14 protein-coding genes are annotated in these 14,439 nt (G+C 66.8%); 9 read left to right on the plus strand and 5 right to left on the minus strand.

Annotated features, from left to right (window positions below; genetic code table 11):
- Positions 1–153 precede the first annotated feature (153 nt).
- From PV764_RS12955 to PV764_RS12970, 4 genes are read left to right on the plus strand one after another with little or no spacing between them, the layout of a single operon-like run.
- Positions 154–3,267 carry a response regulator gene (locus PV764_RS12955; RefSeq protein ID WP_019184162.1) on the plus strand — a complete coding sequence of 1,038 codons (3,114 nt, stop codon included), beginning with the start codon at positions 154–156 and terminating at the stop codon, positions 3,265–3,267.
- Positions 3,240–4,088 (plus strand): CheR family methyltransferase, encoded by an 849-nt coding sequence (locus PV764_RS12960; RefSeq protein WP_172838023.1) that lies wholly within the window; start codon positions 3,240–3,242, stop codon positions 4,086–4,088. Before PV764_RS12955 ends, PV764_RS12960 begins: the two co-directional genes overlap by 28 nt.
- Positions 4,088–4,672, plus strand: coding sequence for a chemotaxis protein CheB (locus tag PV764_RS12965; protein ID WP_019184160.1), 585 nt, complete (start codon positions 4,088–4,090; stop codon positions 4,670–4,672). Before PV764_RS12960 ends, PV764_RS12965 begins: the two co-directional genes overlap by 1 nt.
- Positions 4,669–5,787, plus strand: coding sequence for a hybrid sensor histidine kinase/response regulator (locus tag PV764_RS12970; protein ID WP_019184159.1), 1,119 nt, complete (start codon positions 4,669–4,671; stop codon positions 5,785–5,787). The genes PV764_RS12965 and PV764_RS12970 overlap by 4 nt, the downstream gene beginning before the upstream one ends.
- Before the next feature lie 46 nt (positions 5,788–5,833).
- On the opposite strand, the gene PV764_RS12975 is transcribed toward PV764_RS12970, so the two are convergent.
- The 3 genes from PV764_RS12975 to PV764_RS12985 form a co-directional block, all read right to left on the minus strand.
- Positions 5,834–6,016, minus strand: a complete 183-nt coding sequence (locus PV764_RS12975) for a hypothetical protein (RefSeq protein WP_019184158.1) — start codon at positions 6,014–6,016, stop codon at positions 5,834–5,836.
- Between the two features lie 60 nt (positions 6,017–6,076).
- Positions 6,077–6,256 carry a hypothetical protein gene (locus PV764_RS12980; RefSeq protein WP_019184157.1) on the minus strand — a complete coding sequence of 60 codons (180 nt, stop codon included), beginning with the start codon at positions 6,254–6,256 and terminating at the stop codon, positions 6,077–6,079.
- Between the two features lie 123 nt (positions 6,257–6,379).
- A complete protein-coding gene (locus PV764_RS12985) occupies positions 6,380–6,994 on the minus strand; it encodes a peroxiredoxin family protein (protein WP_341987297.1) in 615 nt (204 codons plus the stop codon).
- Positions 6,995–7,234: 240 nt separating this feature from the next.
- Between PV764_RS12985 and mntR the strand changes: the two genes are divergently transcribed.
- The 5 genes from mntR (at position 7,235) to PV764_RS13010 (ending at position 11,084) form a co-directional block, all read left to right on the plus strand.
- On the plus strand, positions 7,235–7,693 hold the full coding sequence (gene mntR / locus PV764_RS12990) for a manganese-binding transcriptional regulator MntR (protein ID WP_019184155.1): 459 nt from the start codon (positions 7,235–7,237) through the stop codon (positions 7,691–7,693).
- Positions 7,686–8,210 carry a tRNA adenosine(34) deaminase TadA gene (tadA, locus tag PV764_RS12995; RefSeq protein WP_070425351.1) on the plus strand — a complete coding sequence of 175 codons (525 nt, stop codon included), beginning with the start codon at positions 7,686–7,688 and terminating at the stop codon, positions 8,208–8,210. The genes mntR and tadA overlap by 8 nt, the downstream gene beginning before the upstream one ends.
- Positions 8,211–8,309: 99 nt before the next feature.
- On the plus strand, positions 8,310–8,879 hold the full coding sequence (orn, locus tag PV764_RS13000; RefSeq protein WP_019184153.1) for an oligoribonuclease: 570 nt from the start codon (positions 8,310–8,312) through the stop codon (positions 8,877–8,879).
- Between the two features lie 105 nt (positions 8,880–8,984).
- A complete protein-coding gene (locus PV764_RS13005) occupies positions 8,985–9,854 on the plus strand; it encodes an EcsC family protein (RefSeq protein WP_046273417.1) in 870 nt (289 codons plus the stop codon).
- Between the two features lie 117 nt (positions 9,855–9,971).
- Positions 9,972–11,084, plus strand: coding sequence for an alkene reductase (locus PV764_RS13010; protein WP_421116784.1), 1,113 nt, complete (start codon positions 9,972–9,974; stop codon positions 11,082–11,084).
- A 227-nt stretch (positions 11,085–11,311) separates the two neighbouring features.
- Here PV764_RS13010 and PV764_RS13015 read toward each other — a convergent pair whose 3' ends face one another.
- Together PV764_RS13015 and ppsA are read right to left on the minus strand one after the other, a co-directional pair.
- A complete protein-coding gene (locus tag PV764_RS13015; protein ID WP_421116944.1) occupies positions 11,312–11,779 on the minus strand; it encodes an REP-associated tyrosine transposase in 468 nt (155 codons plus the stop codon).
- A 244-nt stretch (positions 11,780–12,023) separates the two neighbouring features.
- Complete coding sequence (gene ppsA, locus PV764_RS13020) at positions 12,024–14,402, minus strand: phosphoenolpyruvate synthase (RefSeq protein ID WP_421116785.1); 2,379 nt, start codon at positions 14,400–14,402, stop codon at positions 12,024–12,026.
- Between the last annotated feature and the right edge of the window lie 37 nt (positions 14,403–14,439).

Here is a 14,439-nt window from a genome sequence, read left to right on the forward strand (position 1 = left end):
GACGGTTATCGACTCCCCGATAAGGGACCGAACCGTAGGGGCCATGATGTGAAGAAAATGTCAAGAACGTGCCGCAATCACGCTGACTTCTGGCGCTTAACACCCGTTTACCGCTTCGGGTACCATCAGGCCCCTTTTGAGCTGGAACACGGCATGAATTCTGCGCCTACCTCCCGTGACCGTTGGATCTGGCTTGCGTCGGCCGCCTTGATGGCCGCCACGCTGGGCACGGAGATGGTGGTGCCGCTGGGCTATGCGGTCTGGCTGACCTACTTCATGGCGGTCGGGATCACGCTGTTCCAGCGTCGCATGGAAGTGCCGCTGCTGGTGGCGATCGGCTCGTGCATCCTGCTTGCGGTGGGCTACAACGTGGCGCCGGCGAGCAGCAATTCGGCGTTTTCCTTCGTCAATCGCAGCATCGGTGGCGTCGCGTTCCTGATGATGGCGCTGACCGTGATGAAGGCCATCGGTGCGCGCCGTGAAGCGGCCGATGCGCTGTGGCTGCAGGCCGGCGAGAACGTGGTCGGCACCAGCCTGCAGGGCGATCCCACCCCGCGCGAGCTGGCTGACCAGGCCATGCGCGCCCTGTGCGCGCAGCTCAATGCCGATGTCGGCGCGATGTACCGCCTGCAGGGCGAGCGGTTGGTGCTGGTCGGCGGCTCCGCGCTGCCGTCGCAGCTGCCCGAGACCCTGCCGGCACATGCCGGGCAATGGGGCGAGATCATCCGCGAAGGCCGCGCGCGTCGCCTGGAGGACAGTGACAGCCCGCTGGATATCGATACGCCACTGGGCCGCACCACCGTTCACCAACGCCTGCTGGGGCCGATCACGGCCGATGGCGTGGTGATCGGCGTGATCGAGCTGGGCCGTGCCGGCGTCTCGCCCGCGCGCAGCCTGGAAATGGCACTGCTGCTGCAGTGCGCCGAGCCGATCGGCATCGCCCTGCGGGCGTCGCTGCTCAATGCGCAGCTGGTGGAGCTGCTGGAAGAGACCCAGCGCCAGAGCGAGGAGCTGCAGACCCAGCAGGAAGAGCTGCGGGTGGCCAACGAAGAGCTGGAAGAGCAGAGCCGCAGCCTGCTGCATTCCCAGGCCAACCTGGAGCAGCAGCAGGCCGAGCTGGAGCAGACCAACGTGCAGCTCGAAGAGCGCACCCACGAGCTGGAGTCGCGCCAGCAGGCGCTGCTGCTGGCCCAGGCGCAACTGGTCCAGAACAGCAACGAGCTGGAAGCCAGTTCACGCTACAAATCCGAGTTCCTGGCCAACATGTCCCACGAGCTGCGCACGCCGCTCAACAGCGCACTGATCCTGGCCAAGCTGCTGGCCGACAACAAGGACGGCACGCTGACCGCCGAGCAGGTCAAATACGCCCAGGCGATCCACTCGTCCAACAACGATCTGCTGGCGTTGATCAACGACATCCTCGACCTGTCGCGGATCGAGGCCGGCCATGTGGAGCTGGTTGAAGAGAACCTGGCCGTGTCCAGCGTGCTGCAGCGCCTGAAGGAAACCTTCGAGCCGATGGCCTTGCAGAAGGGCCTGGCCCTGGAGATCAGCGCTGCCCCGGAGGCGCCGACCCAGCTGCTGGCCGACAGCCAGCGCCTGCAGCAGATCCTGAAGAACCTGCTGGCCAATGCGGTCAAGTTCACCGAGCACGGCAGCGTCTCGCTGAAGGTGCGCAGTGCGGGGGCAGGGCGGATCCAGTTCGCCGTCTCCGATACCGGCATCGGCATTCCCGAAGAGCAGACCGCGGTCATCTTCGAGGCGTTCCGCCAGGCCGATGGCAGCACCCGCCGCCGTTACGGTGGCACCGGGCTGGGGCTGTCGATCTCGCGCGACTTGGCCGCACGCATGGGCGGCAGCATCACCGTCTCCAGCGAGCCGGGCCGCGGCAGCTGCTTCACGCTTGAACTGCCGCTGTTGGCCGGTGGCGGCACCGGCAACGCCCAGCACGTGGTGCATGACGTGCGCCCGGCTGCCGTAGCAGCGCCGTCCCGGCCGGCTTCGGCACCGCTGGGGCGGGCGCATGGCGAACCCACCCCCGCGCCGGCGCCGGCACAGGACAAGGTGGTCGATGACCGCGGCCGCCGCAGCCGCGCCGGCCGGATGATCCTGGTGGTCGAGGATGACACTGCATTTGCCAGCGCCCTGGTCTCGATGGCGCACGAACTGGACTTCGACTGCGTAGTGGCCGGCACCGCCGAAGAGGCGTTGAGCCTGGCTGCCGAGCTGCGCCCGAACGGCATCCTGCTGGATATCGGCCTGCCCGACGTCTCCGGCCTGAGCGTGCTCGAGCGCCTCAAGCGCGACCCGGCCACGCGCCATATCCCGGTCCACGTGGTCTCCGGGCTGGAGCGCTCGCAGGTGGCGATGGAGCTGGGCGCGATCGGGTATGTGATCAAGCCGGCCACGCGCGAGCGCCTGGTCGGGGCGATCCAGCAGCTGGAAGCCACCAGCCAGCGCGACATGCGCCGCCTGCTGATCGTGGAGGACGACAGCGAGCTGCGTTCGAACCTGCAGCTGCTGCTTGGCCGCGACCAGCTGGAAATCACCGCGGTGGGCACCATCACCGAGGCGATGGCCGAACTGGCCGGGTCCACCTTCGATTGCATGGTCACCGACCTGGCGCTGCCGGACGGCACCGGGTATGACCTGCTCGAGCGCATGGCCGGCAATGATGCGGTCGCGTTCCCGCCGGTGATCGTCTACACCGGCCGCGCACTGACCCGCGATGAAGAACAGCGCCTGCGCCGCTATTCCAAGAGCATCATCATCAAGGGCGCGCGCTCTCCCGAGCGCCTGCTCGATGAGGTGACCCTGTTCCTGCACAGCGTGGAGGCCTCGCTGCCGACCGACCAGCAGCGCCTGCTGCGCGAAGCGCGTCGCCGCGATGCGGTGCTCGATGGCCGTACCGTGCTGCTGGCCGAGGACGATGTGCGCAACATCTTCGCGCTGTCCAGCGTGCTGGAGCCGCTCGGCGTCACCCTGGACATCGCCCGCAACGGCCGCGAGGCGCTGGAGAAGCTGCGCCCGGAAATCGACCTGGTGCTGATGGACATCATGATGCCGGAGATGGACGGGCTGACCGCCATGCGCGAGATCCGCGCCGACAACCGCTGGCGCGACCTGCCGATCATCGCGTTGACCGCCAAGGCGATGCCCGATGACCGCGAGCATTGCCTCCAGGCCGGTGCCAACGATTACATCGCCAAGCCGATCGACGTGGACAAGCTGGTGTCGCTGTGCCGCGTGTGGTGCTCGCGCCGATGAATGAAGCGGAGCTGTTCGATCTGGAGCTGAAGGTGTTGCTGGAGGCGGTGTACCAGCGCTACCACTACGACTTCCGTGACTATGCGCTGGCATCGCTGCGGCGGCGTATGCGCCATGCCATGGCCCGGTTCGACTGCCCGACCATGGGCGCGCTGCAGCACCGCCTGCTGCACGAGCCGGACACCTTCGCCCAGGCGATGCAGTACTTCACCGTGCAGGTGTCGGAGATGTTCCGTGACCCGCCGTACTTCCGGGTGCTGCGCGAGCATGCCGTGCCGGTGCTGCGCACCTATCCCTCGATCAAACTGTGGATCGCCGGGTGCAGCACCGGCGAAGAAGTGTGGTCGCTGGCGATCCTGCTGCACGAGGAAGGCCTGCTGGACCGGGCGATCATCTACGCCACCGACATCAATCCCGAAGCGTTGCAGGCGGCCGAATCCGGGGCCTTCGCGCTGGACCGGCTGGCGCAGTTCAGCCGCAATTACCTGGCGGCCGGTGGCACCGGCTCGCTCTCGGATTACTACAGCAGCGGCTACGGCAGCGTGGTGTTCGATCGCCGCCTGAAGCGCAACATCGTGTTCGCCGACCACAGCCTGGCCACCGATACGGTGTTCTCCGAAGTCCACCTGGTGTCCTGCCGCAACGTGCTGATCTATTTCCAGCGGCCGCTGCAGGACCGCGCCATCGGCCTGTTCCATGAAGCCCTGGTCCACCGCGGCTTCCTGGGCCTGGGCAGCAAGGAGTCGCTGCAGTTCGGCGCGCACGCGGATCTGTTCGAAGCCTGCGCGCGCGACCAGCGCCTGTACCGGAAGCTGGCCTGATGAGCACGGCCTCCCAGCGCAGCCGGTTCGACCTGGTGGTCATCGGCGCTTCGGCCGGTGGCGTCAGTGCGCTGCAGGCGTTGCTGTCGGCGCTGCCGGCCACGCTGGCGCTGCCGGTGCTGGTGGTGCTGCACCTGCCGCGCGACCGCCCCAGCCGCATTGCCGACCTGCTCGATGCCGGTTGCCCGCTGCCGGTGCGCGAGGCCGAGGACAAACAACCGCTGCAGGCCGGTACGGTGACGTTCGCGCCGCCGGATTACCACCTGCTGGTGGAGGACCGTGACACGCTGGCACTGTCGGTCGATCCACCGGTGCTGTTCTCGCGCCCGGCGATCGATCCCCTGTTTGAAAGCGCCGCCGATGTGTTCGGCGGCGGCGTGTTGGCGATCCTGCTGACCGGCGCCAGCAGTGACGGCAGCGACGGTGTCGCCGCGGTCCGCCAGGCCGGTGGCGAAGCCTGGATCCAATGCCCTGAGGAGGCCTATTCCTCGATGATGCCCGCATCGGCCCTGGCACACGCCGGCGCCGACGCGGTGCTCCCGCTCACCTCCATCTGCACGCGTATGAAAGGCCTTACCCGATGAACCTGATCGAGCCCGCCGGGTCGACTGCCACCACCGATTGCGTGAAGCTGCTGATTGTCGATGACATCCCGCAGAACCTGGTCGCGATGGAAGCGCTGTTGCGTCGCCCGGGTCTGGAGATCCTGTGTGCGCTGTCCGGTGCTGAAGCACTCGAGCTGCTGCTGGAGCATGAAGTCGCGCTGGCCCTGCTGGATGTGCACATGCCCGAGATCGACGGCTTCTCGCTGGCCGAGCTGATGCGCGGCTCGCAACGCAGCCGCGACGTGCCGATCATCTTCCTCACCGCTTCGCCGAATGATCCGGTGCGGGCCTTCAAGGGCTACGAATCCGGCGCCGTGGATTTCCTGCACAAGCCGATCGAGCCGCAGGTGATCATGAGCAAGGTCAATGTGTTCATCGAGCTTTACCAGCAGAAGCAGCTGCTCAAGGCGCGCAACGAGGCGCTGGAGCACGCGCTCAAGCTCAATGAAACGATGATGGCGGTATTGACGCACGACCTGCGTACGCCGTTGGCGGCGATCCTGCTGTGTGCCGACAAGCTGTCGCTGGATCTGCCCGATGACAGCCAGGTCCAGCGGACCCTGGTCCATCTGGAAAACAGCGCACAGCGCATGGTGCGGATGGTCGAGCAGCTGCTGGATTTCTCCAGGATCCGTACCGGCGGCCTGCGCCTGCATACCACCGAGTGCGACCTCGCTGAACTGGCCTCGGCGGTGGTGGCCGAGATCAGCCGTGCGCACCCGCAGGCGACCATCGAACTGCAGGTACAGGGCGATGCCCAGCTGCAGGGCGATCCCGATCGCCTCGCGCAGTTGCTGTCCAACCTGATCGGCAACGCCGTGCTGCATGGCGGTGATGCGCCGGTGGTGGTGCGGGTGGAAGGCGAGCGCAGCGCGCCACTGCGGCTGCAGGTGCGCAATGCCGGTCAGATTCCGGAGGCATTGCTGCCGCGGTTGTTCGAGCCGTTCAAGGCCAGTTTCCACGACAGTCGCGGGCTGGGGCTGGGGCTGTTCATCGCCAGCGAGTTCGCCCGTGCGCATGGTGGCACGCTGGTGGCCCACAACATCGAGGGCGCGGTGATCTTCGAGACCGCGCTGCAGCGCCGGCCGCGCTGAGGCCGGAAAGAACCATCCCGGCGCAGGGCCGGGATGGTGGACGTGCTTACAGCGGCTCGCAGCACAGATACAGCCCGTGCCCACCGTAGGTGCAGCCCGGCTGGTCTTCACAGCCGGCCAGCGGCTTGGGCTGGCTGGAGGTAGCCAGCGCCTGGCTGGATGCGAAGGCCAACGCGCAGATCAGGGTGACGCCGCTCAGGGCTGACAACAACCGCGTTTTCGACTTCATGGTCTGTCTTTCCTTCTGTGGATGAGGCTGACGGGGCGCGTGTTGCCACGCAGTCACGCGTTACACCGGCTGGCAGCACCGGATCTCGCTGTGCCCGCCATAGGTGCAGCCGGGCTTGTAGGGACAGCCATCCAGCTGCTTGGGCTGGCTGGAGGTCGCCACTGCCTGGCTCGATGCGAACGCCAGGGCGCAGACAACAGCGATACCGCCAAAGACCGAAAGGAACTTCCTGGACTTCATGGTGCTTCTCCTGTTGTGGTGACGCGGATGCAACAGGAACACGGACGGAACTGTCGATCCGCCCCCGGCGAGCGGGCGCGGAGGGACCTGGTTACGTCGCCTTGGCAGCGACGTGGGATGGCTTCAGCCTGCCGGCGCGGGCGCCTGGTTGCGGGCGGCGTTGATCACGAATGCGCCGGTGATCGCATCCACCGAGCGCTCCTTGAGCTGGCCGACATGGCGGTAGATCACCTTGCCGTCCTGGATGACGACCACCATCGGCACCATGGTCGCGGTGTAGCGCTGCCGGAGCCGGTCATCGGTATCGTTCACCACCGGAAACGCGAAACCATGCTGGCGCGCGTAATCGGCAGCGGTTTCGTGGGGCGGCAGGCTGATGCCGACCATCTCGAAGGCGCGGTTGCCGTTGTTGCGACCGGCCGCGTCCAGCGCCTGGATCTGCGGCACCGAGGCCAGGCAGAACCTGCAGGCAGGGGAGAAGAAGTACAGGACCTGGCGACCGCTGGCCGGGCCGGCCAGGGTAACCGCCTGGCCGTCGAGTGCCATGGTGGTGAGGGCCTCGGGCTGGGCGCCCTCGGGAAGGCCGTGGGCGGCCTTGGAGATCTGTTCGACCTTGCTCACCAGCAGCGCCTGCTCCTGGCGGAGCTGCCGGTTCTGCACCGCCAGCGCGGTCATCAGCACGGCCAGGACAACGATGAGAGCGAGGCTGCCGTACTTCCGGAATGCGGATGCGTCCATGCTGCTCCTTGGCCTTCGGCCGGGTCCATGGCTGAGTAGGTGGTGTATGTATCCGGCAACAAAAATCATTTGTCAAATACAAGATCCTATGAATGAGACATGGGTTTCATTCTGGTCGGTGCCTATCGAAAGATCGGCGCGCGCGGCGCCCGCCGGGCCGCCCGGATCAGTCGCAAACCCCCGTGAGGTAAACTGTCCGGGCGCCGAAGCCCTTCGCCAGCGGCCATTGCTGGAGCCACCATGCCGTCCTCGACCCGTAAAGCCGTCTCGCCCCTGATCGACGCCCAGGTGCATGTCGAGGGCTTCGTGCAGGTGCGTGAAGCGCGCCGGTCCGAGCTGGTCGAGGATTACGTGGAGCTGATCGCGGACCTGATCGCCGATGGCCGTGAGGCCCGGCAGGTGGATATCGCGACGCGGCTGGGGGTTGCGCAGCCGACGGTGGCCAAGGCGCTCAAGCGCCTGGTCAAGGAGGGCTGGGCGATCCAGCGCCCGTACCGCGGCGTGTTCCTGACCCCGGCCGGCGAGCAGCTGGCGGTGGAGATGCGCGCCCGCCACCAGACCGTGGAGCAGTTCCTGCTGGCGCTGGGCGTGGATGCCGATTCGGCGCGCCGCGATGCCGAAGGGATCGAGCATCACGTGAGCGAGGCGACCCTGGCCGCGTTCGACGCGTTCGTACGCAAGGCCAACGGCCATGGTTGAGCGCCTCGCGCCGCCGCCGCCGCTGGGCGTGCCGGTGCACGACCAGGACGAATACTGGATGCGCCACGCGCTGGGGCTGGCCGAGCGGGCCGAGCGTGAGTTCAACGAGATCCCGGTCGGCGCGGTGCTGGTCGGTGCCGATGGCAGCGTGCTCGGAGAAGGCTGGAACCTCAACATCGCCGACCACGACCCCAGCGCACATGCGGAGATCGTCGCGATGCGGCAAGCGGGCAGGGCGATCACCAACCACCGGCTGATCGGCAGCACGCTCTACGTCACGCTGGAGCCATGCGCGATGTGTGCGATGGCGATCGTGCACGCACGCGTGGCGCGGCTGGTGTACGCGGCCACCGATCCCAAGACTGGCGCCTGCGGCAGCGTGTTCGACCTGATCGGCGACCCGCGCCACAACCATCGCGTGGAAATCCACGGGGGGGTGCTGGCCAAGGATGCCAGCACCCGGTTGACCAACTACTTCCGCGCCAAGCGCGGCAAGCCGCCGCTGCTGCTGGAATAACGCCGCTGCAGCGACAGGGCCGTGACGCGTTGGCGGTATCATGGGCGCCTCCTCCATCCCGGTCGCGGCGCAAGCGGCGGCCCAGCACAAGGCGAACACATGGCCGACAACGGCGCAGAAGGCGAGCGACTGATCTGGATCGATCTGGAAATGACCGGTCTGGACACCGATAACGATGCGATCATCGAGATCGCCACGGTGGTGACCGATGCGCAGTTGAAGGTGCTGGCCGAAGGTCCGGAGTTCGCCATCCATCATCCGGTGGAGCGGCTGGAGGCGATGGACGAATGGAACCGCAACCAGCACCGCCGCTCGGGCCTGTGGCAGCGCGTGGTCGACAGCACGGTGACCCTGGGCCAGGCCGAAGCGCAGACCATCGCGTTCCTGCAGCAGTGGATCAAGGCCGGTGCCTCGCCGATGTGCGGCAACTCGATCTGCCAGGACCGTCGCTTCCTGCACCGTGAAATGCCGCGCCTGGAGAAGTACTTCCACTACCGCAATCTGGACGTGTCCACGATCAAGGAACTGGCCAAGCGCTGGGCCCCGAGCGTCGCGGCGGGCGTCGGCAAGACCGCCAGCCATACCGCGCTGAGCGACGTCCACGATTCCATCGAAGAGCTGCGCCATTACCGCCAGTTCATGGGGGCGCTGTCGGGCCTGCCTGCCTGATCCAGCGAGCAGGATCGGCACGGCACGCCGGCCTGTGCCGGATCGTTCAGCTGACGGCAGGCGAGGCGACGAGCGATGAACATCGGCGGCGCTATGATCGCGGCCATGAATGCCATCACCTCGCCGCAACCGCCGCCGCTGCCGTCCTCGATCCTGCCGACCTCGCAGGATTGGCGTGATCTGCAACGTGCGGTGGAGCTGCTGGAATCGCCCACGCTGACGGCCAAGATGGCCAACCTGATCGGCTCGCCACTGGAGTTCGCGGTCAAGCGGTTGCCTGATTCGGTTTCGCGCCGCATCCACGGCGCGGTCGAGGCGGCGCTGTTCAAATCCGCCCAGGCCGCGTTGTGGAGCATGGACAACACGCCTGGCAAGGCCGCCTCCACGCGTTGGCACAAACTGGCGGCGGCAACATCGGGCGCGGTAGGCGGTGCGTTCGGCTTCACCACGCTGTTCATCGAACTGCCCGTGTCCACCACGATCATGATGCGCTCGGTGGCCGATGTCGCCCGCAGCGAGGGCTTCGACCTGCGCGAGATGAGCACGCGGCATGCCTGCCTGGAGGTGTTCGCGCTGGGTGGCAACTCCGGCAAGGATGACGCCAGCGAGACGGGCTACTACATCACGCGTGGCTTCACTGCCGAGGTGATGCGCCACTTGTCGGCCGAGCTGGCCGGGCGCGCGGTCGGCGGCAGCCCGGTGATGATCGGCCTGACCCCGAAAGAAGCCGGCAAATGGCTGGCCAAGATCGTGGAGAAAGTGGCGGCGCGCTTCGGCGTGGTGGTCACCGAGAAGTTTGCCGCGCAGGCGGTCCCGATCGTCGGGGCGGTGGCCGGCGCCACGCTCAATACCATGTTCACCGACTACTACCAGGACGTGGCGCGCGGGCACTTCATCGTGCGCCGGCTGGAGCGCAGCTACGGCTACGAGACCGTGCGGGCTGCCTATTCCCTGCTGGCCGCCGAGCGCAACTGAGCGATCGTTGCATCGGCGGCACAACTGTTTTGCCGCCGCAGGCCTGTTGGGCCGGCGGCCCTGTCCCCATCCTTGTCGGCATCACCGCTTCGGCGGCTCCCCCGATCAAGGATTGCCATGCTGTTCTCTCCCTATACCCGCGGCGCGCTGACGCTGCCCAACCGTATCGTGATGCCGCCGATGACCCGTTCGCGGGCCGGTGCGGGCAACGTCGCCACGGCGCTGATGGCCACTTATTACGCCCAGCGTGCCTCGGCCGGCCTGATCGTCAGCGAGGGCACCCAGATCAGCCAGCAGGGGCAGGGCTATGCCTGGACCCCGGGCATCCACGATGAGGCCCAGGTTGCCGGCTGGCGCGGCGTGACGGAGGCGGTACATGCCGCTGGCGGTCGCATCGTCGCCCAGCTCTGGCACGTTGGCCGCGTCTCGCACGTGGCCCTGCAACCGGGCGGCGCCGCGCCGGTGTCCTCGTCGGCGCTGTTGGCCGAAGGGGTCAAGGTGTTTGTCGATCCGGACGGCCGGGGCCCGCAGAGCGGCGTCGGCGAGATGGTCCAGCACTCGATGCCGCGGGCCCTGACCACCGAAGAGATCGCCGGCATCGTGCGCGATTACGCGACGGCCGCGCGCAATGCGATCGCCGCCGGCTTCGATGGCATCGAACTGCATGGTGCCAACGGCTATCTGATCAACCAGTTCATCGACTCCCAGGCCAACCAGCGTACCGACGGCTATGGCGGCTCGCTGCAGAACCGCCTGCGCTTCCTGCGCGAGGTGACCGCGGCGGTGGCCGCGGAGATCGGGGCCGAGCGCGTCGGTGTGCGCCTGGCGCCGCTGACCACGCTGCAGGGCGCGGTGGACGACACCCCGCAGGCGACCTACCTGGCCGCGGCGCATCTGCTGGACGAGATCGGCGTGGGCTACCTGCACATCGCCGAAGCCGACTGGGAAGACGCCCCGGTCATGCCGGTAGCCTTCAAGGAGGCACTGCGCATGATCTATCGCGGCACGCTGATCTACGCCGGCAAGTACACCGTGGAACGCGCCGAGGAGGCGCTGGCCAAGGGGTGGGCCGACCTGATCGCCTTCGGCAGGCCGTTCATCGCCAACCCGGACCTACCGGAGCGTCTGCAGCAGGGCCTGCCGCTGAATCCCCCGGACAAGGCCACGTTCTTCGGCGGCGGCGCGGAAGGGTTCACCGACTACCCGGTGGCGGAAACCGCCGAGGCCTGAACGCACACCCCGTAGAGCCGACCGTTGGTCGGCTGCTCTCCCATCCGACGCCGCGCAAACGTGATCTGCCGCGCGATGCGCGGCAGCCGACCAACGGTCGGCTCTACCGGCGCTTAGGCCCACGATCCATGGTCGGTAGAGCTGACCGTTGGTCAGCTGCCCACCCATCCGGCGCCATGCACACGTGATCCGCCACGCGATGCGCGGCAGCCGACTAACAGTCGGCTCTACCCGGGCGGATGGTCTTCGGTGGGCCATCTGCACCACGAGAAGGGATACGCACCGATCACCTCCGCCAGGCCGGCACGGACCGGGTTGGCGAGGATGTAGGTGGCTTGGCGTCGCAGGTCTTCGTCCTTGCGTAGTGCGTGGTCGTAATAACCGGCTTGCCAGACAGGGCCGTTGCGGGCGGATTGGCGATTGATGAGCAGGCTGCTGCGCGATTTGAAGCGCTGCAGGCATGCGCCCAGGGAGCCCTGCCGGAGCTGCATCAGCCAATGCACGTGGTCTGGCATGACCACCCACGCAAGGTTGCAGACCCGATGCTCGTCTTCCATGGCATGCAGCACCTGCATGACATGCCTGGCCAGGTCGGGCTGGTGGAAATGGGGTACACGCGCATGCGTGATGGTCGTCAGCGCGTACACGGTGCCGATGCAGGAGTGGCGGCCGTGATGAAGGCGTGGGCTGGGCATGCCGTCAGGATGCCCATCGGTGCGCGGGGCGCCCATCAGGCGATGTGCCGTTGGAGTGTGGGGGATGGGCGGGTACAGCCGACCGATGGTGTAGCCGGCCGACGGAGCAGCCGGCCGATCGAGCAGCCGACCAACGGAGCAGCCGACCAACGGAGCAGCCGACCAACGGTCGGCTCTACCGACGGCATACAAAACAAAACCCCGCTTGCGCGGGGTTTTGTTTGTCATCTCAAGGCCGGGAGGATCAGCCCTTGGCCTTGAGCTTGGCCAGGCGCAGCCAGGTGTCGACCACGGTGTCCGGGTTCAGCGACACCGACTCGATGCCTTCCTGCATCAGCCATTCGGCCAGGTCCGGATGATCGGACGGCCCCTGGCCGCAGATGCCGACGTACTTGCCCTTGGCACGTGCCGACTTGATCGCCATCGACAGCAGCTTCTTCACCGCCGGGTTCCGCTCGTCGAACAGGTGCGCCACGATCGAGGAATCGCGATCCAGTCCCAGGGTGAGCTGGGTGAGGTCGTTGGAGCCGATCGAGAAGCCGTCGAAGATCTCCAGGAACTCATCGGCGAGCAGTGCGTTGGACGGCACTTCGCACATCATGATGATCTTCAGGCCGTTCTCGCCCTGCTTGAGGCCATTCTGTTCCAGCACCTCGACGACCTTGCGGCCTTCTTCCAGGGTGCGCACGAACGGGATCATGACCCACAGGTTGTCCAGGCCCATCTCGTTGCGCACGCGCAGCACGGCCTTGCACTCCAGTGCGAAGGCGGCCGAGAAGCTCGGATCGACGTAACGGCTGGCGCCGCGGAAGCCGATCATCGGGTTCTCTTCGTGCGGCTCGTAGTTGCTGCCGCCGATCAGGTTGGCGTACTCGTTGGACTTGAAGTCCGACAGGCGCACGATCACCGGGTTCGGGGCCACCGAAGCGGTCAGGGTGGCGATGCCTTCGGCCAGGCGGCCGACGTAGAAGCTGACCGGATCCGCGTAACCGGCGATCTTCTCGTCGATCTTCTTCTTGGTCGCCGCGTCCTGACGGTCGTACTCCAGCAGGGCGTTGGGGTGGATGCCGATGTGGCTGGCGATGATCATTTCCAGACGCGCCAGGCCGATGCCGGCGTTCGGCAGCTGGCCGAAGTCGAAGGCGCGTTCCGGGTTGGCCACGTTCATCATGATCTTCAGCGGCGCCGGCGGCATGTTGCCCAGGTCCGTGGTGGTGCGCTCGAACTCGAGCTTGCCCTCATAGATGAAGCCGGTGTCGCCCTCGGCGCAGCTGACGGTCACTTCCTGGCCGTCCTGGATCACCTGGGTGGCGTTGCCCGAGCCGACCACGGCCGGCACGCCCAGCTCACGCGCGATGATCGCCGCGTGGCAGGTACGGCCGCCACGGTTGGTCACGATGGCCGAGGCGCGCTTCATCACCGGCTCCCAATCGGGATCGGTCATGTCGGCGATCAGCACGTCGCCCGGCTGGACGCGGGCCATGTCGTCCAGGGTACGCACCACGCGGGCGGTACCGGCACCGATCTTGGCACCCACGGCGCGGCCTTCGGCCAGCACCTTGCCGTCCTTCTGGTTCAGCGCGAAGCGTTCGATCTGGGTGGCATGGCCACGCGACTTCACCGTCTCCGGGCGCGCCTGCACGATGAACAGCTTGCCGCTGACACCGTCCTTGGCCCACTCGATATCCATCGGGCGGCCGTAATGCTTTTCGATGACCAGCGCCTGCTTGGATAGTTCCTGCACGTCCTCGTCGCTGATGGAGAAGGTGTTGCGCAGTTCGGCCGGGGTGTCTTCGATGCGCACGCGCTCACCGGGGACATCCGAATACACCATGCGGATCGCCTTGCTGCCGAGCGAGCGGCGCAGGATGGCCGGCTTGCCGGCGCTCAGCGTGGGCTTGTAGACGTAGAACTCGTCGGGGTTGACCGCGCCCTGCACGACCATTTCGCCGAGGCCGAACGAAGAGGTGACGAACACCACGTCGCGGAAGCCGGACTCGGTGTCCAGGGTGAACAGCACGCCGGAGGACCCCACGCCCGAGCGCACCATCAGCTGCACGCCGGCGGACAGGAACACATCCTCGTGCTTGAAGCCGTGGTGGACGCGGTAGGCGATCGCGCGGTCGTTGTAGAGCGAGGCGAACACTTCCTTGACTTTGAGCACGACATCGTCGGCGCCGGTCACGTTGAGGAAGGTCTCCTGCTGGCCGGCGAAGGACGCATCGGGCAGATCTTCGGCGGTGGCCGAGGAGCGCACCGCGACGGCGACATCGCCGCCGCCGTTTTCACTGCACAGTTTGGCGTAGGCGCTGCGGATGTCCTGGTCCAGTTCCGGGTGGAGCGGGGCATCGATCACCCAGCCGCGGATTTCCTTGCCGGCCAGGGTCAGGGCACCGACATCTTCCACGTCCAGCGTGGCCAGCTTGTCGAAGATGCGCTTGGACAGATCGTTATGGGCGATGAAGTCCTTGAAGGCTTCAGAGGTGGTTGCATAACCGCCGGGGACAGACACCCCCAGACCGGCCAGGTTGCCGATCATTTCGCCAAGCGACGAATTCTTGCCGCCTACGCGGGCCAGGTCGGCCAGGCGCAGTTCGTGCAACCACAGGATGTTCTCGTTCAAGCGCGATGCTCCGTTTGGCCATCGCCCGAGGCGGGCT

The organism is Stenotrophomonas sp. AS1, from assembly GCF_048957655.1.
In the GTDB taxonomy this organism is placed as follows: Bacteria; Pseudomonadota; Gammaproteobacteria; order Xanthomonadales; family Xanthomonadaceae; genus Stenotrophomonas; species Stenotrophomonas bentonitica_A.

Coding starts and splice junctions, on each gene's coding strand:
- PV764_RS13005 (WP_046273417.1), top strand. CDS start 8,985: ATGAATGCCATCACCTCGCCGCAACCGCCGCCGCTGCCGTCCTCGATC.
- PV764_RS12970 (WP_019184159.1), top strand. CDS start 4,669: ATGAACCTGATCGAGCCCGCCGGGTCGACTGCCACCACCGATTGCGTG.
- PV764_RS12985 (WP_341987297.1), bottom strand. CDS start 6,994: ATGGACGCATCCGCATTCCGGAAGTACGGCAGCCTCGCTCTCATCGTT.
- orn (WP_019184153.1), top strand. CDS start 8,310: ATGGCCGACAACGGCGCAGAAGGCGAGCGACTGATCTGGATCGATCTG.
- PV764_RS13010 (WP_421116784.1), top strand. CDS start 9,972: ATGCTGTTCTCTCCCTATACCCGCGGCGCGCTGACGCTGCCCAACCGT.
- PV764_RS12975 (WP_019184158.1), bottom strand. CDS start 6,016: ATGAAGTCGAAAACGCGGTTGTTGTCAGCCCTGAGCGGCGTCACCCTG.
- tadA (WP_070425351.1), top strand. CDS start 7,686: ATGGTTGAGCGCCTCGCGCCGCCGCCGCCGCTGGGCGTGCCGGTGCAC.
- PV764_RS12980 (WP_019184157.1), bottom strand. CDS start 6,256: ATGAAGTCCAGGAAGTTCCTTTCGGTCTTTGGCGGTATCGCTGTTGTC.
- PV764_RS13015 (WP_421116944.1), bottom strand. CDS start 11,779: ATGCCCAGCCCACGCCTTCATCACGGCCGCCACTCCTGCATCGGCACC.
- PV764_RS12965 (WP_019184160.1), top strand. CDS start 4,088: ATGAGCACGGCCTCCCAGCGCAGCCGGTTCGACCTGGTGGTCATCGGC.
- mntR (WP_019184155.1), top strand. CDS start 7,235: ATGCCGTCCTCGACCCGTAAAGCCGTCTCGCCCCTGATCGACGCCCAG.
- PV764_RS12955 (WP_019184162.1), top strand. CDS start 154: ATGAATTCTGCGCCTACCTCCCGTGACCGTTGGATCTGGCTTGCGTCG.